The organism is Candidatus Kerfeldbacteria bacterium (assembly GCA_016214565.1).
Taxonomy (GTDB): Bacteria; Patescibacteriota; Patescibacteriia; order UBA10025; family JAHIVO01; genus JAXDBW01.
Window position 1 is genome coordinate 1,008,985 of the sequence record JACROE010000002.1, and the last position, 23,673, is coordinate 1,032,657.

General features: G+C 41.2%; 23 protein-coding genes. All 23 read right to left on the minus strand.

The window, feature by feature from the left end; all coding sequences use genetic code 11:
- Positions 1–8 precede the first annotated feature (8 nt).
- On the minus strand, positions 9–479 hold the full coding sequence (gene greA, locus HZC01_05010) for a transcription elongation factor GreA (protein ID MBI5038030.1): 471 nt from the start codon (positions 477–479) through the stop codon (positions 9–11).
- A 155-nt stretch (positions 480–634) separates the two neighbouring features.
- The gene (mrdA, locus tag HZC01_05015; protein ID MBI5038031.1) at positions 635–2,563 is read right to left on the minus strand and encodes a penicillin-binding protein 2; all 1,929 of its coding nucleotides are present in this window, start codon (positions 2,561–2,563) and stop codon (positions 635–637) included.
- 4 nt (positions 2,564–2,567) lie between these two features.
- Positions 2,568–3,101 (minus strand): hypothetical protein, encoded by a 534-nt coding sequence (locus HZC01_05020; GenBank protein ID MBI5038032.1) that lies wholly within the window; start codon positions 3,099–3,101, stop codon positions 2,568–2,570.
- The gene (mreC, locus tag HZC01_05025) at positions 3,088–3,909 is read right to left on the minus strand and encodes a rod shape-determining protein MreC (GenBank protein ID MBI5038033.1); all 822 of its coding nucleotides are present in this window, start codon (positions 3,907–3,909) and stop codon (positions 3,088–3,090) included. The genes HZC01_05020 and mreC overlap by 14 nt, the downstream gene beginning before the upstream one ends.
- A gap of 2 nt (positions 3,910–3,911) precedes the next feature.
- On the minus strand, positions 3,912–4,967 hold the full coding sequence (locus HZC01_05030) for a rod shape-determining protein (protein MBI5038034.1): 1,056 nt from the start codon (positions 4,965–4,967) through the stop codon (positions 3,912–3,914).
- 2 nt (positions 4,968–4,969) lie between these two features.
- Positions 4,970–6,205, minus strand: a complete 1,236-nt coding sequence (locus tag HZC01_05035) for a prolyl-tRNA synthetase (GenBank protein ID MBI5038035.1) — start codon at positions 6,203–6,205, stop codon at positions 4,970–4,972.
- Positions 6,206–6,209: 4 nt separating this feature from the next.
- Positions 6,210–7,373 (minus strand): RIP metalloprotease RseP, encoded by a 1,164-nt coding sequence (rseP, locus tag HZC01_05040; protein ID MBI5038036.1) that lies wholly within the window; start codon positions 7,371–7,373, stop codon positions 6,210–6,212.
- Between the two features lies 1 nt (position 7,374).
- The gene (gene frr, locus HZC01_05045; protein ID MBI5038037.1) at positions 7,375–7,932 is read right to left on the minus strand and encodes a ribosome recycling factor; all 558 of its coding nucleotides are present in this window, start codon (positions 7,930–7,932) and stop codon (positions 7,375–7,377) included.
- A gap of 9 nt (positions 7,933–7,941) precedes the next feature.
- Positions 7,942–9,000 (minus strand): hypothetical protein, encoded by a 1,059-nt coding sequence (locus tag HZC01_05050; protein ID MBI5038038.1) that lies wholly within the window; start codon positions 8,998–9,000, stop codon positions 7,942–7,944.
- A 2-nt stretch (positions 9,001–9,002) separates the two neighbouring features.
- Positions 9,003–9,938, minus strand: a complete 936-nt coding sequence (locus HZC01_05055; GenBank protein ID MBI5038039.1) for a hypothetical protein — start codon at positions 9,936–9,938, stop codon at positions 9,003–9,005.
- Between the two features lie 73 nt (positions 9,939–10,011).
- Complete coding sequence (locus HZC01_05060) at positions 10,012–11,187, minus strand: glycosyltransferase family 4 protein (protein ID MBI5038040.1); 1,176 nt, start codon at positions 11,185–11,187, stop codon at positions 10,012–10,014.
- On the minus strand, positions 11,187–12,194 hold the full coding sequence (locus tag HZC01_05065) for a rod shape-determining protein (protein MBI5038041.1): 1,008 nt from the start codon (positions 12,192–12,194) through the stop codon (positions 11,187–11,189). Before HZC01_05065 ends, HZC01_05060 begins: the two co-directional genes overlap by 1 nt.
- Before the next feature lie 10 nt (positions 12,195–12,204).
- On the minus strand, positions 12,205–14,160 hold the full coding sequence (locus tag HZC01_05070; protein ID MBI5038042.1) for a DUF4012 domain-containing protein: 1,956 nt from the start codon (positions 14,158–14,160) through the stop codon (positions 12,205–12,207).
- Positions 14,161–14,317: 157 nt separating this feature from the next.
- Complete coding sequence (locus HZC01_05075; GenBank protein ID MBI5038043.1) at positions 14,318–15,802, minus strand: glycosyltransferase family 39 protein; 1,485 nt, start codon at positions 15,800–15,802, stop codon at positions 14,318–14,320.
- A 54-nt stretch (positions 15,803–15,856) separates the two neighbouring features.
- Entirely contained in the window at positions 15,857–16,687 is an 831-nt protein-coding gene (locus HZC01_05080) for a glycosyltransferase family 2 protein (GenBank protein ID MBI5038044.1), read from the minus strand.
- 48 nt (positions 16,688–16,735) lie between these two features.
- Complete coding sequence (locus tag HZC01_05085) at positions 16,736–18,256, minus strand: O-antigen ligase family protein (GenBank protein ID MBI5038045.1); 1,521 nt, start codon at positions 18,254–18,256, stop codon at positions 16,736–16,738.
- On the minus strand, positions 18,253–19,122 hold the full coding sequence (locus HZC01_05090) for a glycosyltransferase family 2 protein (GenBank protein MBI5038046.1): 870 nt from the start codon (positions 19,120–19,122) through the stop codon (positions 18,253–18,255). The genes HZC01_05085 and HZC01_05090 overlap by 4 nt, the downstream gene beginning before the upstream one ends.
- Before the next feature lie 12 nt (positions 19,123–19,134).
- Positions 19,135–19,785 (minus strand): glycosyltransferase family 2 protein, encoded by a 651-nt coding sequence (locus HZC01_05095; GenBank protein MBI5038047.1) that lies wholly within the window; start codon positions 19,783–19,785, stop codon positions 19,135–19,137.
- Entirely contained in the window at positions 19,782–20,921 is a 1,140-nt protein-coding gene (locus tag HZC01_05100; GenBank protein MBI5038048.1) for a glycosyltransferase family 4 protein, read from the minus strand. The genes HZC01_05095 and HZC01_05100 overlap by 4 nt, the downstream gene beginning before the upstream one ends.
- Complete coding sequence (locus tag HZC01_05105) at positions 20,918–22,399, minus strand: flippase (GenBank protein MBI5038049.1); 1,482 nt, start codon at positions 22,397–22,399, stop codon at positions 20,918–20,920. The genes HZC01_05100 and HZC01_05105 overlap by 4 nt, the downstream gene beginning before the upstream one ends.
- Positions 22,400–22,403: 4 nt before the next feature.
- Positions 22,404–22,937 carry a 30S ribosomal protein S9 gene (gene rpsI / locus HZC01_05110; protein ID MBI5038050.1) on the minus strand — a complete coding sequence of 178 codons (534 nt, stop codon included), beginning with the start codon at positions 22,935–22,937 and terminating at the stop codon, positions 22,404–22,406.
- A gap of 11 nt (positions 22,938–22,948) precedes the next feature.
- Positions 22,949–23,311, minus strand: coding sequence for an uL13 family ribosomal protein (locus HZC01_05115; GenBank protein MBI5038051.1), 363 nt, complete (start codon positions 23,309–23,311; stop codon positions 22,949–22,951).
- Between the two features lie 7 nt (positions 23,312–23,318).
- On the minus strand, positions 23,319–23,669 hold the full coding sequence (gene rplQ / locus HZC01_05120; protein ID MBI5038052.1) for a 50S ribosomal protein L17: 351 nt from the start codon (positions 23,667–23,669) through the stop codon (positions 23,319–23,321).
- Between the last annotated feature and the right edge of the window lie 4 nt (positions 23,670–23,673).

The window sequence follows — 23,673 nt, forward strand, 5'->3', positions numbered from 1 at the left end:
TTGATTGATTAACTCACAATTGCTAATATCTCAATTTTTGTAGTGCCTTTAGGAAGGTCAATTTGAACTATATCCCCCTTTTTTTTGCCTAAAAAAGCCTGACCCAAGGGGGATTCGTTAGAAATAATACCCTGGGCTGGATCGGCTTCATTTGACCCGACTATGACATATTCTCGCTCGCCGGAATGATCTTTAATCCGTATCCGAGAGCCCACCCGGACAATGCCGTCAGAACCTTTCGATTTTTGAATAATGGTAGCGTTTCTAATAATCGTCTCAATCTCCATAATGCGCCCCTCGACAAATCCTTGTTCATTTTTTGCTTCTACGTACTCGGCATTTTCTGAAAGATCACCGAGTTCTTTGGCAGATTGTATACGCTCAGCGATTTGTGCACGTTTAACATTCTTCAATTCATGAAGTTCTTTTTTGAGCTTTTCAAGCCCTACCATAGTAATAAATGTGTCTCGATCATTCATACTCGTATCATTAGTTGCGTATATCAAATATCATCGAAATAATAATCAGCACCGGCCATTCATAAATGGCATGGGCATGTGTTTATATATACGGCATTACTTATTTGCTGAGCAATTCTACTATCTCCTCATAATCATGTCAAGACAGTGCCGGATTATTGAGGTCGGGGCACATCACGAAACCAATATTGAAGGCCCTTAAGCGCAACAGGAAGTGCGGCATCATTTCCCTCGCCACCTGCTTCGACAATGACCGCAATAGCGATTTCGGGGTTGTCAAATGGTGCATAAGCGGTAAACCAGGAGTGTGTTTTATTATCTGCTCCAAACTGCGCAGTTCCTGTTTTACCGCCAGCCGCCACTGGTAACTCTTGGAGACGTCGGGCGCTTCCACTTAATACTGCTTCACGCAGTGCATTTTGAACAGCCTTTAAGTTTTTTTCAGACGCAACATGATCCCTGATAATTTTTGGTTCAACAGGTTGAACATTGAGTCCGTCAGGGCTTGAAAATGAATCTGCCAGACGAGGCTGAAATACCGTACCGCCATTTGCAATCATGGCGATGTAATTTGCCACCTGCAAAGGGGTAACCAGCAAATCTCCCTGTCCGATACTTAAATGATACGTGTCACCAATATACCAGCGCTCGCCTTTGGTTTCTTCTTTCCATTCTTTCGTCGGCAAAAACCCGTCTGATTCACCAGGCACATCAATACCCAGCAACGTATTTAAACCAAATTTTTCCAAATACGATCTGATTTTATCAACTCCCAGACCGGTGTGTGTTTCGTCCCCGCCGCCTACAAGATAAAAATACGTATTAACTGATTCGGCGATGGCTTTTGCTAGATTAGTTTGTCCATGACCACCCGCTTTCCAATCAGGAAAAAACCACTCTCCAATTCGAATTCCACCGGTACTGGAAACGGTTGTCTGTGGCGTTATTATTCCTTCCTCAAGTCCGGCTAGCGCTATTAAGGGCTTGATAGTCGATCCTGACGGGTATTCCCCTGAAACAGGCCGATTAAAAAGGGGGCGCTTATCATTGGCAATAAGCTCAGCGTATCGATCGGCGGAAATACCCTTGTTGAATTCATTATTATCATATGTTGGCACCGAAACAAGCGCTCTGATGCCACCGGTTTTTGGATCAATAGCGACTGCTGCACCCCCTGTAACGTTTTTGTGACTGGACATGTATTCTGAAAGTGCTTCGCCTAGTGTTTTTTGCAATTCTGCATCGATGGTCAATATAATATTTTTTCCTGGCGAGGGTAACTGTTCACTGAGAACTTTTATCTCTTTTCCTAATGAATCAACCTCTACTTCCTTTTTTCCGTAAGTTCCGCGAAGAGTTGATTCATAAAATTGTTCAATTCCCGAAGCACCAATAACATCATCGTATAAATATTCAGGATGTTCGGTTAACTGAGTTTCTGAAATTTTGCTTAAATAACCAAGGTTGTGTGAAAAATATTCTCCGCCGGTATATTCTCGAAAAGTGTCTGCTTGAATCGTTATGCCGGGTAATGAAGCACTTTCAATTTGTAGTAACAGTGCAGTGTCATACGGTATGTGTTCAACGATAACCCGAGGCTCAAATAAGTACGGTTCAAGTGCATTTATTTTGTCAGATAGTTCTGATTCGTCTATACCAATTTTCGTACTCAGTTTGTTGATAATCGCAGCTCGCGTTGTTAAATCTTCGGGAAAATCAGCGGTTGTCACAGATAGTGTAAAATTAGCCACATTACGCGCAAGTATCGTCCCATGGCGATCATATAGAATACCTCGAGGCGCTTTAACTTCATGAATTCGAATGCGATTATCTTCAGCGGCCGCCCGAAAATCACCACCTGAAATAATTTGCAAATACGCGGTTCTAAACAGCAATATTCCAAAAAATATAAGGATACCGATAAATACCCAACGCAACCGACGTACATCAAAATTGGACGTAAGATATGTATCAGAGTCCCTCGTTGGTATATACGAATTTTCTACCCAAGCCACACGGTACTGTCTCCGGCTGATATGACGATTCTGCTCATCGCCTATTGAAAAAATGTCGTTGTGTTTCATTACGTTACACGCGAGGATTTAAACGAAAACGATGAACTACATGTCGGCCTACTAGAAGCGACAACGCGTGAATACAAACAATTAACGCTACATGCACGCTGAGCTGAACGCACAGAGAAATTATATAATCACTATTAATACTTGATCTGAACTCGCGCCAATTGACTAAATAAAAAAACTCGGTTAAACCCCAAATAAACAAATGGTACATAATGGTGCTGACAATCATCATTAAAATGATCGCGTACATTGATTTGCGAGCAAACAAACTTCGAAAAGCGTAAAACATTACCACAAGCGGCACCACCATAGCGAGCGTATACGTTCCAGCCGTTGAACTTGAATACATATCAAATATAAGCCCAGCACCAGCGGCAAAAATAAAGCCACGTTCGTAGTGGGATTGAATAATCAAGTATACTGAAATCAGCAATGGCAGATTGATATAGTTTCTACTAAAGTCAAAATTCCCGAAAAAGCTTATTGAAAAAACTGCGGTTAATATTATGGCTACCGCAAAGAAGCTATTCTTGAGCATAGGCTGGTGTGATGATACTTACAACACGAACAGTCTGATAATCAATCAAGGGTTCAATGGTCGCCTCTTGAAATAATTGCCCGTCTTGCTTACGTACTTCGGAAATTTTACCAATAAGTAGATCGGAAGGTATTGATTCTTCAAGACCGGAAGTAATGACTAAATCTCCAATCGAAATTGTGTCACTTTGGGGAATTAACTGCATAATTAACGAAAGGCCAAACTGTCCCTTCAAAATTCCCGGACTTCGTGCATCATTGCTAACAATAACGCTGAGTTCACTTTGATTATCATTGAGTAATAAAACTTTTGAAATAGATCGATTAGTGTCAATTACTCTACCATACAAAATCCCACTCCCGGTTATTACGGGGTTGCCAATTTTGATGCCATCAGCATCACCCTTATTTATAATAACAGTTCTGAGGTATTCATCCGATGCACGGCCGATAATCTTCCCGTTGACCGTTTGTATATCGTTCGAATTAATAAATTCTAGCTGTTCTCGTATATCATCGGCGTCATCAATTGTGTTCTGTAGCTTTAAATTCTTATTTGTAAGAGCCGCAATTTCTTCGCGTAGCTGTTCATTGTCCTTTTGTAGATTCTCTAAATTAGTAAAATACGTAGAAATATTTTGTATTTTTAAAGAAGAGGTAACTAAAAATTCTTGAATCGGTCTCAATGCGGTCGAAACAATATTTTCCACGGGACGCAGTACTCCAAGCCGCTGCGTGGTAATTAGCAAGCCGATGCTGATAACCGCCACGGTAATGATACCGAGGCGTGATTTAAGTAAAAACTTCATATTTAGCTGGTCAAAACGCTATTTGAACTGTCGTTCGACAGGACGTCTTTCAAATTTTCCAAATCATCTAGTACAATGCCAGCGCCACGCGCAACAGCAGTTAATGGATCATCGGTAATGTGAACGGGAATCTTCGTTTCTTGATGAATCAGCGCATCTAGACCACGCAATAAAGCGCCACCGCCAGATAGAACTATCCCCCGTTCAAAAATATCAGCCACCAGCTCTGGAGGGGTAATTTCAATCGTTGTTTTAATTCCTTCGAGAATCTGGCGCAAGGATCTATTTATTGCCTCACGGACATGATTGCTATTGATAACAACCTCTTTTGGTAAGCCAGTGATTAGATCACGTCCGCGCATGGTGGTTTCTTGTGGCTCATCTGAGGGAAGCGCTGATCCAATCAAAATTTTGATACTTTCGGCAGTACGTTCGCCAAGCAATAAATTAAAATGATCTCTCGCATATTGAATTATATTTTGATCAAGCTCGTCTCCTGCGGTACGTAAGGATTTCCAAGTAACTACGCCACCCAACGAAATCACGGCTATTTCAGTCGTTCCGCCGCCAATATCGACAACCATGTTCCCCGATGCGTCCTGTATGGGAAGGCGTGATCCGATTGCGGCAGCCATGGGTTCCTCGATTAAGAATGCTTCACGGGCGCCTGCATTGAGACAAGCGTCCTCTACAGCTTTTCGCTCAACTTCAGTCACACCAAGCGGAATGCCAATTACAATGCGCGGTCGCGGCAATACTGAGAAACTTTCACGATGCACCTTGTCAATAAAGTACTTAAGCATTTTTTCCGTTACTTCAAAATCAGATATGACGCCATCGACAAGCGGTCGTGACGCAACAATGTGTGCCGGAGTTTTTCCGATCATTTTTTGCGCCTCAATTCCAACGGCTAAAATCTGATCGTTGCGTGTATTAATTGCAACAACCGAGGGCTCATTGATAACGATCCCGCGGTCTCGTACATAGACCAGGGTATTTGCCGTACCCAGGTCAATGCCCATATCCTTTGAAAAGCGTCCTAAAAAGCCATCTATAATACTCATACGTAATGTCGTTCAATCTCTTTAATTGCTGATGATACACTCATTAAACTTCCCTGGCGAGTTCCGCGGTGACTTAATTCGACCTGTTGAGCGGTCTTTTTTGAAATGACTAATCGAATAGGGATGCCTATTAAATCAGCATCGCCAAATTTAACACCAGCACTTTCATCGCGGTCATCATAAAGTACCTCGATATGTTGATCGAGTAGTTGGTTGTATACCGTGTCAGCCGTGGCTCCCGATTCCTGATTTAAATTAACTAAATGTACTTGAAATGGTGCCAGCTGTCGTGGCCAATAAATTCCCTTATCATCATGTCTCACTTCCACCACAGCGCCCATCAGTCGCCCCAAGCCAATTCCATAACATCCCATAACGACCAATTGCTTTGTACCACTTTCCGATGTGTATGATAAATCAAATTTTTCTGAAAATTTTGTCTTTAGTGGAAAAATATTACCCACTTCAATCGCAGTGTGTTTTGCAAACGTACGACCGTTACACTCCGGACAGGCCTGATATTTTGTTATTAGTTCATCGTTAATTGCCACACCGCATTTTTCACATACATGAATGGTATCTTCTCCGGCTGATGTTATCGTTTGAAATTCATGAGAAAATTCTGAAAAAGTCCCGCCTGATGCAAACGTATAATGAGTTAAATGACCGATTCCGGCTCGCATAAATATACGTTCATACGCTTGACGCATTCGATCATAGTACTTCAATAAATCCTCCTCGGTTGTATGAAATGAGTATAAATCTTTCATCATAAATTCTCGTCCACGTAAAATGCCAGATTTCGCGCGCAGTTCATTTCGAAACTTTGTTTGAATCTGGTATAAATGTCGGGGTAAGTCTTTATATGATTGAATATACTTTTTAAACAAAGGGACTATAACTTCCTCATGGCTTTGTCCTAAAACTAATTTCTTGCCATTGGCCATTTCGAGATGAAAGAGAACGTCAATGTCTGCGCGGCCAGTTTGCTGATAGTTTTCCAAAGGATGCAGGGCTGGCATAAATAGTTCTTGCCCACCAGCCAAATCCATTTCTTCCCGAATTATCTTTTCAATTTTTCTTAAAACCCTAAAACCAAGCGGTAAGTACGAATAAACACCGGCAAATAACTTAGAAATATAGCCGGCTTGTTCTAGGAGTTGGGCATTACGCGAAACTTCGTCTTTAGGCGCCGTTCGCGCTGTTTTTGGAAATAAAATAGATTGACGCATAGAACTAAAAAATATTTCCGATTTTTTCGAAAATTGAAGTAAATCGATTTAAGTCTTTAAACGTAACAAAAACAACCAAAAGCATCAAAAGCATAAAACCAAGATTGTGAATTAGGGTTTCAGTTCGATGTTGAATTACTTTTCCACGAATTTTTTCAATAATGACAAAAAGGAGTCGACCACCATCCAGCGCGGGAAATGGAATCGCGTTTATGATTGCCAAGTTTATAGATAATATAGCGGCAAACTGGAGTACGTAAATAAATCCAAGCTGTGCTACCTGTCCGGTCAGTGCCGCAACTCCAATTGGCCCAGCCACATCAACCCCGGCGCTTTGACCAGTAAACAAACCAGCAATAATTATCCCAAAGGTGGCTATAATTTGCCAGAGCAGAGAAATAGTTGTTTGCAGGCCAATCCAGGGTGCTATATACCAGGGATATGTGATAAAAGCGGTCTCGGCAAGTGCCGTTCCAATTGCGCCTTTTCCCTCTTCGTAGAGCGCTTCTGGCGTGACTGGGTGAGTGGTAACTTCATCGCCGCGCCTCACGGTGATAGTCATCTCTTTCCCAAGCCGGGGCTGCGTGTATTCCTGAAATGCGCTGACCGATGCAACTTCTTGGTCATCAATCGAAAGCACAGTATCCCCTGCTTGTAATCCTGCCTGGGCCGCAGGCGTGTCATCATTTACTTGCACGATCTGTAACTGATCATTACTGACACGAGCATATGATGGAAGCGACTCGTCAACAACACCCGGCAAGCCGATGCCTGCACCAATGCTTATTAAAACAAATGCAAATATTACGTTCATACTTACGCCAGCCATCAAAACAACTGCGCGTCGCCATGGTTTGTGAAACGAAAAGCTGTCAGCTTCATTTTTTTTATCCCCTTGCTCACCTTTAATACGGACAAATCCGCCAAGCGGAAACCAGTTTATCGAATATATTGTTGATCTTGGTTGATCGGATTCGGGAGTTTTTCGAAAAACTATTTTCCATGTTCCTACAGCGTTTTTATACAAACCAAAGGCTCGGGGTGGAAATCCAAAACCAAATTCATCTACAGCCATACCCATGCGACGAGCGGCCATAAAATGCCCCAATTCGTGCACAAATACAAGTAGCCCTAAAATGACAACGAAAAGTATGATCGTCAGCAGCATATTAAAGTGTCATGATTTCACGCTCTTTTTCTTCGCTCATCGATTTTATCTCTGCATTATGCTCATCGATGACTTTCTGGAGCTCTTTTTGCTGCTTAAATAAGTCGTCTTCCGTTATAGAACCGTTCGCTTTTGCATCCTTTAATTCTTTCCAAATTGCTTCTCGTACAGTTCGGACAGAAATGTGGGCCATTTCAGCTTTCTCATGCACAATCTTCGCCAGCTCTTTTCGCCGGTCTTCAGTCAGCGGTGGAATCGGGATGCGAATTTGATGACCTTCGTTTACCGGATTAAAACCTAAATCAGAAGCGCGCAAAGTTTTTTCTATATCTTTGAGAGCGTTTTGATCCCACGGCTGCACAACAAGTGAGTGTGAGTCAGGAACGGTAATTGAGGCTATCTGGATAAGGGGGGTTTTCGTACCGTAATAATCGACAAGAAGTTGCTCAATAACCGCTGGGTTGGCTCGACCAGTACGAATATTGCTCAACTCGTGCTTAAAGTGAGCCACCGCTTCGTCAAACTGATAATGTTGCTTTTCAATTATTGGAGATGTCATACATATTTGTTATTTTTTAGGGGGTTCTTGGGTACCAACGTAAATTGAATCGACAATTTCTGGATCATTAATCAAATAGTTTATTGAGCGGCTTGTGCCAACTGTTTTAATCGTTTTCCATGTTAGTCCGCCATCGTCAGTTTTGTGCAAAACGTTTTTAACGGCAAACACAATTCTATTTAGGTCATTGGGATGGTCAATGACAGCGACAATCGGCACTTTCTTAAAATCAAATAGAGTGGGTATTTCATTCCAAGTCGACCCGCCATCAGTAGAACGTAAAACACCATATGCCGTACCTAAAATAATATGTTCATTGCGTTGGTCAAAATTGAACCACAGTATCTTAAGTGCACCGGGAAAATTTTTCAAAGGATCAGTAATGATGTTCCATGTTTGCGCACCGTCAGTAGATTTGTAAATTCCTGACGAAGTTAAAGCGTATAATGTGTTTCCGCTTCGTTCACTGACGCGTAATTGAGTAATAGCTGGCATTGTCCAATCAAGCAATTTCCAGGTATTTCCGTAGTCAGTGCTTTTTAATATTCCACCATTGCTTGCAGCATACACTATCGGCGAATTAGTAGGACTAACCTGAACTGAAACTAATTTTTGATCTGGTCGAGTTTCGGTATATATTTCACTCCAACGCACTCCTTCATCAACACTTTTCAAAATCTTCGTGCCTTGTGTCGCGTATAATACCGCGTTATTCCGATAATCTATTGATAAATCGACATAGCTACCTGTACTCAGACCGGTCGGCGTCCACTGTTCACCACGATTACTACTAACATATATGCCGTTAGCTGACGATAGCAAATAGACCCGACTACGAGTTAACGGATCAAAAATCATTTTTTTTGTTCCGACTGAGGCAATTGTACGTATGCCATTTTTCTCTTTATTTACAAATACCTTTTGCTTCCAATTCTCACCAAAATCGGTAGAAGCATAAAATCCGCCATCAGTTTGTGAAGTTTGTTTTTTGGTAATTGAACAGCCGGTTGCACCGATTGTTAATGCAGCAAGCAAAAGAAGAAGTATTGATCGGTAAATAAATCGCATAGCTATATGCTTAATACGCAATTTTCTAAAAGGACTTTACTTTGAAGTGGCATGTCGGACATATCAAATGCACGTGTCAGCGTTCGAGCTAGGTTGAGTATTCGTCCTCGTGAAATACGCGCGGATAACGATTCGAGTGTGGCTTCGGCATATATATTAATACGAGCGCGCTGATGATGTTGTATAAGCAAAATATCGCGTATAATGCCGAGCCATTGCTCAATAATCAAGCGAGTCACTGCAGTACTGCTCTTGGCTGGTAACAAAGTCTGGACAGTCTGTAATCGCGCGTGTATTGGTTCCCCCATCAATGCGCACAATGCTCTTCCTCGTTCTTCCCATTCAGATAGACTAGACGGTTCGCTACTGTACTGAAAAGCAATGCCTGGCCGCCCTTGTGCCGCAGCTGCAATAATTCGTGCGGTTCCGGCTGATACGTTGATCGTGCGAAGCCAGTGCGCTATTTCGTCAGTCGCTACAGGAAGAAATTGAATCGCCAAACACCGTGAGCGAATAGTTTGGGGAATTCGTTCGGTTGAGTTGGTAATAAGAAAAAAACTGCAATTCGTGCGAGGTTCTTCTAGAACTTTCAATAATGCATTAGCAGACTCTTCTGTAAGTAAAGCTGCATCATCAATCAGTACCCAATATTTTCCGGAAAGGGGCCGTCGTGAAATGTCGGCTTGCAGCTCACGAATTTGATCTACACCAATTGTGGATTTTTCTTCGGCTGGGGTCAAGCTAAGAAAATCAAGTGACGATTGCTTCGGTATAGAATGCAAAATTTGATATAAACCAAATCGTTTTCCTACGTGCTCGGGGCCAGTCAATAAAATAGCATGTGGCTGGTCATGCGGTTGCGCAATGATTCTTGATACGTACAAAAACTGACTTTGGTTACCACAAATCCCACTCAATTCAACGGGTGATTTTATCATAACATTTTCTATATAGGTGTATAAAAAAGTAACATAAAACAACCATTTTGGCAAGTCGAGAATGATGCCAATGTTATACCAATTCTTTAATGACTTTTAGGACTCCTGTGCCAGCGGTCCCCCAGCTAAATCGCTCGATTCGACGCGTTGCTTTCTTGGTAAGCTCGCTACGCAATGATTCATCAAAAGCGATTCGTTCCATTGCTTGTGCAATTAATTCAGCGTTTTGGGGGTCAACCGTAAGGGCGGCATCACCTACCACCTCAGCTGTAGCTCCGTGGCTCGAGGTCAGCACCGGCACTCCAGATGCCATAGCTTCCAGATTAGGAATTCCAAAACCTTCATACGCAGTCACAAAAATAAAAGCGTGTGCACTATTCATCAGTGTGGGCATTTCCTCGGTTGGCAACCACCCCAGTTGACGTATGTTACTTTTTACTGCGCTCTTCTGTATAACCTGATCTATTGATTCAAACCCATATCCGGGAGTTCCCGCTAAAACGAAGTCGAAATCACGGTGCTTCTTAGAAAATATTTCAAATCCTTTTACCATGTTGATAATATTTTTTTTCATTTCTATTCTGCCAATAAAAAGAAAAAACTTTCTATTCAGCTTATATTTGTCACAAAAAAACTTGCGGTTCTCTTCTGGTATCGGCGCATATTCTCGATTAAATCCGCAGGGTATAACCAAAATGCGAGTGGGGTCAACCGAATAATGGTGCGCAATTTCCATTTTTGAAAATTCGGAAACAGTAATAATTCGAGCTGCTTTGCGCAGAGCCACACGAGCAGACCACCGATGATACGATAATTCGTCCGATCGTATGGTATTAAAAGAAACTAGGCGCAGTGCATGATCGAGCCAGCGAGGACCAATCGTATGCTGTGAGTATAATTCAGGAAAGAATTCAAATCCAATGTCATGCAATGTGGTGATTGTTTTACGGGGGCAAATTATAGGTATCGTGTGAGCGGGAACGAACAAAACGTCCGGTGCATGCCAAAGCATTTCCCAGGCAAGCCGAAATTGCGTCCACATAAATTGCGGTGGCCAGCGAAGTATCCGAACTGAAACTTGCGACGTGAAGGCAGGCCAGTCTGATACTAGTTTATCTTTTACGTACAAAATGACGCGATCCGTCGGTTCTAGTCGTCGTATTATTTCATTGATCACATGAAACGCGTACCATTCAGTGCCCGTACGGCGCACCTGATTTGCACGCGATGCGTCAATCCCAATTACCATTATTTTGTTGCGAGAATGCTCTTCTTATACGACTCAAGATTCTCTAGAGCAACGCCAGTTCCTTTAGCAACACATAACTGCGGTTCATCAGCCACAAATGCAGGGATGCCAATAGCCTGCGCAAAAAGCTTATCTAGATTACGCAGCTGCGCAGTTCCCCCGGAAAGAACCATCCCCTTATCCATAATGTCGGCTGAAAGTTCGGGCGGGGTGTTTTGTAAAACTGACTTGATGGCTTGAATCATTCCATTTAGCTCATCTTGAATTGCCTCAGTGACATCATTGCTTTCTACGGTTACCGTCTTTGGTAATCCTTGTATTGAATCTCGACCACGTATTTCCATATACATACTTTCAGCTAACGGTAGTGCCGAACCAATGGTTATCTTAAGATCTTCTGCCGTGCGCTCGCCAATTGCCAAATTGTATTTTCGACGAATAAATTCTTGAATAGCTGCATCAAGCTTGGTCCCACCAATACGAACAGAGGAATTTGCAACAATGCCACCAAGTGAAATAACGGCTACTTCAGATGTTCCGCCGCCCATATCGACTATCATGTGGCCTGAAGCTGATCCAATAGGTATATTAGCGCCAATCGCTGCAGCAACTGGTTCTTTAATAATGTAGGCGGCTTTTGCCCCGGCTTGAAGAGTAGCTTCGATGACCGCTCGACGTTCAGTAGAAGTGATGCCGGCCGGTACCGCAATCATTATTTCTGGACGAAAAAAACGAACGCCGCCGAGCGCTTTATTAATAAAGTATTTAATCATAGCCTCAGTCGTACGGTAGTCAGCAATAACTCCATCCTTAAGAGGCCGCGAAGCAACAATGGTATCGGGCGTTCTTCCGATCATTTCTTTAGCTTCAAGCCCGACAGCCATGACTTTTTTGTCAGTTAGCGAAATGGCAACCACGGAAGGCTCATTGATAACAATACCTCGTCCTGGAATATGAACCAACGAACTGGTTGTGCCGAGGTCAATCGCTAATTTACGTGCAAACATTGAAATTTGGTTAATCGAAGGTTATTTCAACCAAACGATCCTGGGACAGAATGGATGAAAATGAAACTACAGTATCGGCTATTATGGTATCAATGTCAAGCCCAGCAGCTTGCTGCGGCGGCTGCTTCAAATCTATTCGTGCCGACACTGCATGATTTCCGGCTCCTGCTTGCTTCTGAATAAGAAGCTTATAAGAACCTGCGCTCATTTGATCGTAAATTCTTTTGGGTAAGTGGTATTTATAATGCAGCGTTTTTGATTCACCCGGCTCAATGCAAATAAACGCCCCAAAAGAAGTCTTTTGATACTCTTCAAGTGTTTCAACGCCACCCACGTCGTCCATCTTGCAATCAACCATGGTGCCTTCTGATTTCAGTAATGTAGACCCTTCCGGAACATAGACCCGAGTGTACGTTCGATAACGAGTTGTTTTCCAGGTTATTGTTCCCGTATTCTCATAAGTAATGTTCACATCAGCTATCAAGTTCTCACCATCGCGCTCAACTGAATAGTTAATTGTCCTTCTAACCACCGGATCAGTTTTCAAGCTTGCTAAGTTTGCATCAATAACTGACAAATAATCGTGATCAACTTGTTCAATTGCCCCACCCCAATTTTCCTTAAGAATCATACTTTGGACGTACTCGTCGTTGGCATATAACAAAATTTGTTTTTCCTTAATATTTTGCTGAAATACTTCCCATAATTCTGGCCAACGACTTTTCGGCAGCGCGAGTACATCATCAAGGATAATTTTTGATAATACGCCGATTATTTCTTTGCGCTCGGACAATTCTAGACCTTGTCGTAGAAATCCACGTTCTACTTGATCCTGAAGCTGATCGGTAAAATTTTCAGAGGTAAACGTTAATCCGTTAACGGTTATTTCTCCGGTTAGCCCGAGTAACGACTGGATAAAGGTCGGGGTTATCGCAACCGTACCATCTAAGTTTTTTTCTGGACCTCGTTCTTCGCGATAAAACCACTGAGCCAATTCACCAGTAGTTGGAAAATCTGGTGACCAACTAGCCCCTCTTAAAAAAAGCTTTGGGGCGGCATTATAGCGAGCGACCTGCCATGGGGCGTCAACGTCAAGCCATTCTTCAGCTGGCTCATCCAAGTTGTATACGTTATCGGTTACAAATGAAGTAATGTCGCCATCCCTAATTTTGAGAATGCCATAGGTTCCAATAAATCCACCAGACGGGGCCAACTCCGCATTATTTTCCAATAAAAAAAGATACGTTTTAGGTTCTGGATAGCCTGCTATTAAGGGTAAAATTTGACTCACGGATATCGCCTGATCCAAACCTGACTGCAAGAGCGGCACCTGTTCTTTAAGTGGGGCAATAACCTCACTTATTTGCCGAATTAAGCCATGGCTGGGAATTTTGTCGACATAGGAAACGGCCTGATCAATAGACACCTTTGCTTCTTCAAGTTTTGGTTTTGAATTGTATATATCGGCAAGTAATTGATGTGTCTGCTCCTCTGTTAATGTTGCTAAACTAATTTCTTCGTCTTTCGTAAGTGGGGCGACGATTGACGAGGCTATTGCAGAAACATCATGAACTGACTGGCCAGTAGCTATTCCTACAGAAAATAAATTATCGATTGCCTTAATTTGAGTTCCTAACCAAGGCGCATGCTGCAGCCAAAGAAATTTTTTAAACGTTTTTTGGGCCGATGTAAAATCATTTATTGCTGCATCAAGGAGAATCTGCGCACCACTGAAATCCTGGGCAAGTAATGAATCCTGTGCTTTTAAAAAGGAATCTTTACCAGCCTTGCTCTGAGCCAGAACCTCCTGTGCGGGGGCCATGTATGTCCACCCAAGTACAATACAAAAAAGCGACAACATAACAATCCCCCCAAAACAATACCACCATACTTTTTTTCGTGTTTTGCGGGGCGGATGATAAATTACTTTTGGATTTACAAAGTTTCTAATCTTTTTATTTTTCATAGAGGAACCAGATTTCTAACCACTTATTCAAGATTAATACTAAAAAATACTTGTTTAATGCGTAATTTTTGAGCCTTTAGTCAAACTATTATACCAAATTATTTGAATAGACTCAAGTAATGCACTAATCGTGAAATGGTAAATACTTTTTAACAATCTAGTCCGAAACACCAAAATGATACAGCGTCCCAATTTCACTTACGACATGTTTGTTATACAAACTGTAATCAAACGGCTTTATTGGATTAGAAAATTTGAGAAGCAATTCTGGATAAAAATATTCACTTTTTATGGCCAACATACCGTTAATCCGATCAAATGCGCCATAATCATCAAGATATTGAAATTGTCCATTTTTAATTTCAGAAAATAACTGAGTATTCGACAGCAAGCCAGATTCGGTAATTTGCCCATAGGTGTATGGATCGAGTTCAATTTTTGACGCAGTCGCGTGCGCTACCAAAGGGTCCTCGACCAAAATTCGCGATGAACGTCTAATAGTAGATACCTCTTGGTTAAATATGTTTAGCCGTTCTGTGGCGTAGGTTTGCACATCCCATGGCATGGCGGAATATGACCAAAGGACGAAAAAAAACTGTAGGACAAACAATAGAGGGTAGACATGCGCAGCTGGTGCCCGTTGTAATGTATCCCAGGGTACCGTCGTGCAGGCCGCTAGGACAACCGCCAGAATAAATTCGATGAGATAATTTTGTATTCCCCCATCACGCAATAGCATTAAACCAGTCAGCGCACTACACACAACATATATAGAAAGTAGATTTTTTGGTTTACTGATAATTCTTTTGACTGAGGCTATAATGAAAGGGGTTGCGGTTATAGCCGTAATTGCCACAATTCTAAATGCAGTATACAAATTTCCATAAGAAACCAACCCCGTATATACAAATACCTGTTTTGTAAACTCACCTTTTGTCCAATAATGAAGAAGGAGTATACCAAGTGTAAGGCACGACGCGTAAATTCCAGCGAAACTTAACAAGTTCTTCTTGTTGCTATTTAAACCCAAATAAATACTATATGCCAGAGGGGCAAACACAAAATTTTGCTTTGTAAAAAAAGCGAGCGCAAAAATAACTGATGGTATTACGATCCTTAAAAAGTTAATTCGCCACGGAACAACAGTTGTGGCCAACCCGAGACAAATTAAAAAAAGGCCAAACATGTCGGGTCGTGCCACACTGCTCCACTGGGATATGACAAATGCGCTCAAAAACAATAAAGCGGCAAATAGACTTGCAAATAAACTGTGCGTGTACTTTTTTACAATATACCCGACACTTACTCCGCTGCCTAGGAAAAAAATAAATGAAAGGGTTCGCAGAACAGATATATCAGACCCAAACAGTTTCATCAAGACAGCGCTTACATAATTGAAAAGTGGGGTATAAAAACCAAATATATACGGCCCGGAAACAATATTTTGGTATATTGATTCCCCTTGCAGAATACTCAGTGAATTGGTAAAAATAAACCCTTCGGCATAATCGAGCCTAAAAGGCACTTCCGCAACAATAAAAAATTTCCAAAAAACACCTACTGTCGCAAGCAGCGGGATAGTAACTAATAATACTTTTCTCAAGTAAAATTTACCGTCTAGATTGGGACTGACATTGAGCATAGTGACTGCAACGACTAGAGTAAGTAGCCGCCTTGCTGAGAACAGCAAAGTTGCTTATGTAGCAGTTTTACCATGAATCTGCTGTTTGCCCAAATACTTCCACACATATTTTAACCACGAAATAATGTGAACCCTGGTCTGTCGATTTAGCATAATTGATATCAAGCCGTGTTGTTTTGCAGATCCCCTGCCGTGGTAGTGGACAACCTCGATGAGGTGAATATACATCACGTGCCAATCTGATTCCCAAAATCTGCGACACCAGTCGACGTCCTCAAAATACATAAAAAAACGTTCGTCCATCAATCCGACGTGTTGGAGCGCTTCGTGTCGAACAATCATACCAGTCCCAATTACCCAATCCACTGCACGCGTCTCGTTATGATCCCAGTCAAGCATCAAATAGCGACTAATGGCCTTTTTTGCAAAGCTAAATGAACCAAGGAACGTTCGTCGATACAGCGGATATACAAACTTCGGAAACATGCATGAAGATGCTTGAGTTGTGCCATTTGGGTTAATTAATTTCGGGCCGGCCAAACCAACTTTGGGGTGAGTATCCATAAATTCAACCATACGTTCAATTGTCCGAGGCTGAACCAACGTGGTGTCCATATTTAGGATGAGGTAATAACGGGATTCAACTGAACGAATCCCAAAGTTTACCGCTTTGGCATACCCGCCATTATGTTCCAAAGGAATTAAACGTGCTTCCGGAAATTGTTCACGAACCATGGCAACGCTGTCGTCATTGGAATTATTGTCAATAACAACTACAGTTGCTTTATCACGTGGCAACGTAAGATTATCGAAAATAGACTTAAGGCATTGTCGAAGCAAGCCTCGAGCATTGTAATTGACGATAACAATGGATACGTCAAGCATAAGTAATCACGTCAGTAGCTGCAAGTATACAATTTTTAAACTCTTTTTTCAAGCTTTCCATAGCCTCCCCCCAGATCCTGCTTGAGAAGAAACCGTAAAATATTGTATGCATAAAATAACAAAGAATATGCCAAGCGGATGATTAAGAAAAGGGGTGGTTATGTGAATGCACATCAGGATCAGCAAACAGCTGAGTAAACCAATTATAAACAAACGCTCTTCATCATCTTGACTCGCCTGATGTACCTGTATGCCAAATTTAAAAACCCGATACATAAAATATGCAATAACAGCTAATCCAACTAACCCTACTTCCGTCAATATATCGAGATAACCCCATTCAAAAGCAAAGGAGGTATATACGCCATTGTTAACTTCGAGCGCACGTGGTGCAACAGATTGGTATGTTACGGTTGTGCCATAGCCACTGCCCATAATTGGTCGGGTGCGTATTGTATCGATGAGTGGATCAAGCAAAGCGAAGCGACTACTTGCTGCTGGTTCATCTAAATCAGTCACTCGATCAACGAGTAAATCACCTGTATTTACGAGTTCCCCTGATAGACCAGGTAATGGCAAATAGATAAGAAATGCATTAATACCGAGTCCAAGCGCTACAACTATGCATGTGCCGATCGCTATACCGATGAACTCGCGAAATGAAATTAATTTTTTTATCAATAATATTGAAAACGAAATGGTCAAACCCATCGCCAACCCGAGCCAAAAACTTCTTGAGTAGCTAATTAGTATTACACTCATTGAAAGAACAATCATAATAATTAACAATACCCTTGATTTAAGCGAGTTTTTCCGACGAACGTAACTTATAAGCACAAAAGCAGCGATGACCATGGCAAATACAATCCACAAATGACTTTGGAAAAAAATTCGACTGACACTGCCGACAACGGCTGTTATTTCACCTATTCGTGTAACTCGAAGCCAACGATAAGCAAACTTAATCAATGACTCGTCAGAAACATGACTAAAATACACTAGTACCAGGTACGTTTTGATAATAACCCAAGTACAAGCAGCTGATATAACAATAAACAGTTTTTTAAAATCATTTTTTGAAAAAACGATATCAGAAATGACTAAGAGTAGCAGAAAGAATAAATAGCTATTTGCGTCATTGAATACTGCTGACAATCCATTGCCATGAGCAATACCCAGTAAAATCCCAAAACTGACAATTATTCCCAGTGCAATTATGGGCTTGATTAAAGGGTTTTTAAAAAAGTAGAGGGTCCGGAATCTGAATCGTCGAATAAGCCAGGCCAAAAAAACTGCAGCAAAAATCGCTATCCGCACAGAAATCCGGGTATCATGAACCTGAAAATAGAAAAGATAGCCAAACGAACCAATTACAATTTCCGTAGCAACTATACAAAGCCCAGCAAACGGAAATCGCAAGCTGAGCACAAACGTAAGCACCCCAATTAAAAAAAATGTAGCGGTATTTACGATCGGTTGCTGAAAACCAATTAAAGATAGCATTTCAAAGCATACAATACAAATAATTGAAATGTAAAATATACTTTTGTTTTTGAAAAAAGTAGTCACAAATTTCTCTTAACTTTATGAATTCGAAACACTGATTGCAACAAGCCAAGAATGATGTTTAGAAAAGCAAACGGCAAAAGTAATATATAGTATAGTACGCCTTTATTTTTAAAAAAGTAGTGAAGCATGCTGTGGCACATAATTAACTGAAGGGCGTATGGCTGCCGCTGTTTAAAACTGGCGGCCTTTTCATGAACAATCTGAATAGCGGGATTGTAGAATGTTTTCCATCCTTTTGAGGCCGCACGATAGCAGTAGTCAACTTCCTCATACCAAATAAAATATCGTTCGTCCAATAGTCCTATCAGATTCACCAGGCTACGCCGAAAAGCAAAAAAAGCACCCATTACTTGGTCCACGGGCGCCTCTAGAGTATAGTTAAATTGGGAACAATAATAGTGTTGCAAAATGGAGATATTTGGAAAGAAATTGTGAAGCTTAGTCAAAATAATCATGTGCGAAAGTAGGTCAGGAAAACGGCGAACTGACCATTGGGTAGAACCATCTGGAAAGATTAAATGTGGGCCCATAATTCCAGCTTCAGCGTGCTGAGCAAAAAACGATACAGTCGCATTTAAGGAATTATTTGTTAAAACAGTGTCGGGATTCAATAAAATTATGCACTCACCTTGTGACTGGCTTATGGCTTGATTACAAGCTCGAGCAAATCCAAAGTTTTTTTTGTTATATATGGCGGTTATAATTGAGCCATATGATTCAATAATTTCTTGAGTTCCGTCAGTTGATGCGTTATCCACAACAAAGATCTCACGCGAAACCGCTTGTTGCGTATTAAATATTGAATCTAAACAACGACGAATTTGTTGTCGACTGTTCCAGCTAACAATAATTATTGAAACATCCATGATTGAAGCAATTTAGCTAAAAAACTGAGTAATTTTTCGAAAAATGAGTTTAATAATGTTGGTTAGTGAGTATGAAGAAATACCACCTGCGCGCATTGGTGCATAAAACAATCGCTTATTAACCCAGCAGCCGGTATCCCCGCGCTCAAGCATCCGCTTCCATAAATCCCAATCTTGAAATTTATATAATGATTCATCAAATCCAATGAACCTTTCCCGCCGAATTAATGACATGGTACTTATGTAATTCTCTTTTTTTAAACGGTTTGCATCAAAAGGAAACAAATCAAATGTATGAAAGCCAAATTTAAAATTTGAATAGCAATAGGCTGAGCGTGGATTACGAGATAATTCAGACAGCATATCTGAAATCATTGTATTAGTCAGTACCACATCTGCATCGCAGAAAAGCACGTACTCACCTTTTGATACTTTAAAACCTGCATTGCGAGCGGCTGACGCGCCTAGATTTTTTTGATAAATAATCGTAATTTTGTTTTGATATTTTTTAAGAACTAATAATGTTTGATCAGTAGACCCATCATCGACAGCAATTACCTCTAGGAATGGGTATGTTTGTTTGAAAATTGAATCAAGCGTCTTTTCAATAGTGTCCGCCGCTTGATAACAAGGAATGATAATACTAATTAAAACTTGATTCATGACAATAAACTAATAATGGCGTTTGCCTGGTCAATGGTAGAGTATTTTTCGTTCACAAATTGTTTCCCAGCGTCACCGAGTGATTGTGCGCGCTGAGGATTAGAAAGCAGATCAATAATTGCATTCGCTATCTCATTTATTGATTCAGGGTTAACTAAAATACCCGTTTTGCCATCATGTATTGCTTCCGGGATGCCGCCAGTATTACCGCCAATTACCGGTTTACCGAAAGACGATGCTTCTAAGTACACCATGCCAAAACCCTCTACATCGCAGAGCTCACCTTGTGCATCTTTCAATGCACGTGAAGGCATAATAAACATATCAGCAGCGGTATAATAAAGATTCAACTCATTATCAGCGAGCTTACCCTTGAATACGACATTATCAAGTAAATTTAAATCTCGTACTAATTTTTTCAACTCCTCTTCCTTAGGACCTTTTCCAATAATGATATATTTAATCGTTGGAAACTTTCTTTTTACTAAAGTCAGCGCACGTATAACCTGATCGTGGCCTTTTCGCGATACTAAATTTCCGACAGTTAGTAAGATTTGCCACCCAAATAAATCGTTATTTTTTTTAAAAGCGTCAACATCATTTCTACTAACTGCGGAACCAAAAAAACGCGGAAAATAAGGATATGCGACGACCGTTGATTGTTCATGTGCACCGAGGCTTACAGCTAACTTTTTTGTAAACTCACTATTTGCAATCACGCCATCAGCTTGCCTCAATATTGATTGTATTAACGCATGTTTGCGATTATTTCCTTGAGAAATAACTAAATCCTGCCCGTACACATACACAACGTAGGGAATGTGAAAGAATTTTTTTATAATCAACGCTGCTGTACCAATAGGCAAAATTTGACCAGCCTGAATCAACTCAACTTTTTCCTGGCGAGCGATTTTCAGCATATGCCACACAAGCAGCAACCACCGCGGCCATATATACTGAGGACCGAGAAGTTTTCTTCGTACGATGGAAAAACTTGATTGAATTTTTACATCTGATGGTTGCGTTAAAACCACCACACTCTTTTCAGGAAAGGAAGTGCAAAAATTCCATAGTGAATGGCTAATACCACCAGTGACCGGCGGAAAATCAAAAGTTACTAATAACGATTTCTTCATTTAAATCGATTTAATAATGCGCGCGAAAACGTCGCAATCTCGCTTCGATCAACGCCTTTTACAAGCAACAATATGCCAATGTATGTAACTGCCGCGATCGGAATAGTTATAAAAACTGAAATGTAATTTTGCAACACTACGATTACCCCTGCCATTACCAAAGCTGAAAGTGTCGACTTACCCAACACTGTAATAAGAAATCGCTTGTCATAGGCGACTATCTTCCCTACCCAGCGTAAACCGAGGAAAAAAAGTATAAAGCCGCTAATAAATGCTGACAGAGCTGCACCATTAAATGAATATTTGGGAATAAGAAGAATGTTAAGAATAATGTTAATAGCCACCGTAATACCCATGTTCCGGGTGTTAATAACTTGCCGATTACACGCATTTAGAAATGCGCCAACGGGAAAATTTAGAAAAATTACAATTAAGCTAGAAATAAGTATTCTCAGTGGTAAGATTGAGGTTTCGTAATCAACGCCATATAGTGCAATCACCAGCTTGTCAGCAACGAGTACCATGCCGACGGAAATTGGTACGGCGATAATCATCAAATAATGCATCGCTTTCTGAAACGTTTTAGACAAATCAGCGTGAGAGTGTAAAAAATATGAGCTCATCGCAGGATAAATGCTTGCCGCGAAAGCAGAGGGAATAAATTCAAGCGCATAGGTCAACTTATGAGCTGTAGCATACCAGCCAGCGTGTCCTTGGCCATGAATGAAAAGGAGCATGAAACGATCGGTAAACGTGTAAAATTTGATAAAAATTGCGGCGATGGCAAACGGAAATGCCATTTTTAAAAATTTCACTATTATTTCCTTGTCCCAATGCAACCGTATGCGAATATTCAACCGACTTCGAATCATGTAAAAGGAAAAAATAAAATTGAAAACGCTGCCTATCACTACGGCAATAAAGAGAGATTGCAATCCCCACCCTAGCAGTAAACTGATAGAGCCAAATATAATAGTCAGTAACTGCGTGCCAATCATTCCGATTGATTCCCATTTCATGTTTTGCAAACCACGAAAAACAGCAAAAAATGTCAATGTAAACGTATCAAGGACAACAATGATTGCATCAAGGTACAGCACGATTTTGACCATCGATGAATAGCCGGAAAAGTTCGTGAACAGTCCCATGCTGGTTATTATGACAAAAGCGAGTACGGCTTTAATTCCCAAAATGCTACTCAAATATTTTTCCACTCGGTCGGGAGATCGAGCAATCTCACGAACCATTACGGTACTTAAACTAAAGTCAATCAATATCAGCAAGATTGGAATCAATGATTTTATCGGATCATATAATCCAAGATCAACCGGCCCTAATTGGCGGGCAATAAAAATAAAATACAAAAAAGAAAGTACCTTCTGTATAATAAAGGCAATCGTTAAGTAGCTCGTATTCTTCAATATGCGTTCCTCGCTGGCAGTGGATTGATTACTAGATACTGCAGCTGATTGTGGCATGGTATTACCGTTTCTGCCACTGAGGCGCTCGTCGAGCTTTCTTTAAACCGTATTTCTTTCGTTCTTTGACGCGGGCGTCGACTGTTAGCAATTTGTGCGACCTCAGCAGCGGTTTTAAATTTTCATCATGCTTAAGCAACACGCGGGCGATGCCTAAACGCACGCTTTCGGCCTGACCTTGAGTACCACCGCCGGAAACCTGAACTGAAAACGATCCCAAACCCTGCACGTTAGCAACTATTATTGGTTCTTGAACGATTCGCTGCCAACTTGGGTTATTAAAAAAAGCATTAAGTGGCTTCCCATTTACGAATAGTTCAGTCTGGTCTCCAATAATAAATCTAACTCGAGCAACCGATTGTTTGCGCCGACCGACGGCGTACAAATAGGTTTGTTTGCGCTTTGGCTTGGCGACAGGCACGTGTACAGGATGTTCCGGATGCTTTACCGGCGTCTTTTTGACATGCTTCTTCTCAGCTTTTTTCTTCGCTGGTGCTTTCTTTTTATGCACACCTGATTTTTTTATTGCAGTGGTCATAGGTAAAAATACTATTCAAAACTAACGTGCTTAAGCATTGTCCGGCGTTGCCGGTTTTTAGGAAGCATATTGGTGAGCACTTTGATAAATAGATTGCTCGAACCCTTCGCATGAACAGTAGCCCAAGAAGTGCTCTTCATTCCACCGGGATACCGTGATGTTTTCCAATACTTTTCATTTACAAGTTTTCGGTCATCAATCTTAAGATGCTTGATATTCTGAATTACCACTTTTGTCCGTGGTACCTGTTCCGGCGCATACGAAGCGGATGTTTTCCCCATGAGATGCCGCGCAACAACAGAGGCAAGTCTGCCTAACCGCTGATTGGTAGCATCGAGTGTAATAGTATTTGATTGCAGTGGTTTATTTGGCATACGGTATTTAAACGTAGGTAATAATAACCATAGGCGCGGCATCACCTGTTCGTTTGAATAACTTCGTAATACGGAGATAGCCTCCATTTCGGTCCTTATACCGTACAGAAATATCTGAAAGCAGTAATTTTGCAACAGCAGCGCTTCCCGTTTGCTTTATGATTTCACGTCGCGCATGAAGCGTATTGCGTTTTCCCGTGGTAATAAGTTTTTCTAAAACAGGTTTAATCGCCTTTGCTTTTGCCTCGGTTGTAGTCATTTTTCCATGGATGAAAAAAGACCGATAGAGATTTTTAGTTAATCCCCGACGAGCTGAACCGGACCGTCCTAATTTTTTAGCTGTTCTACGATGTCGCATGAGA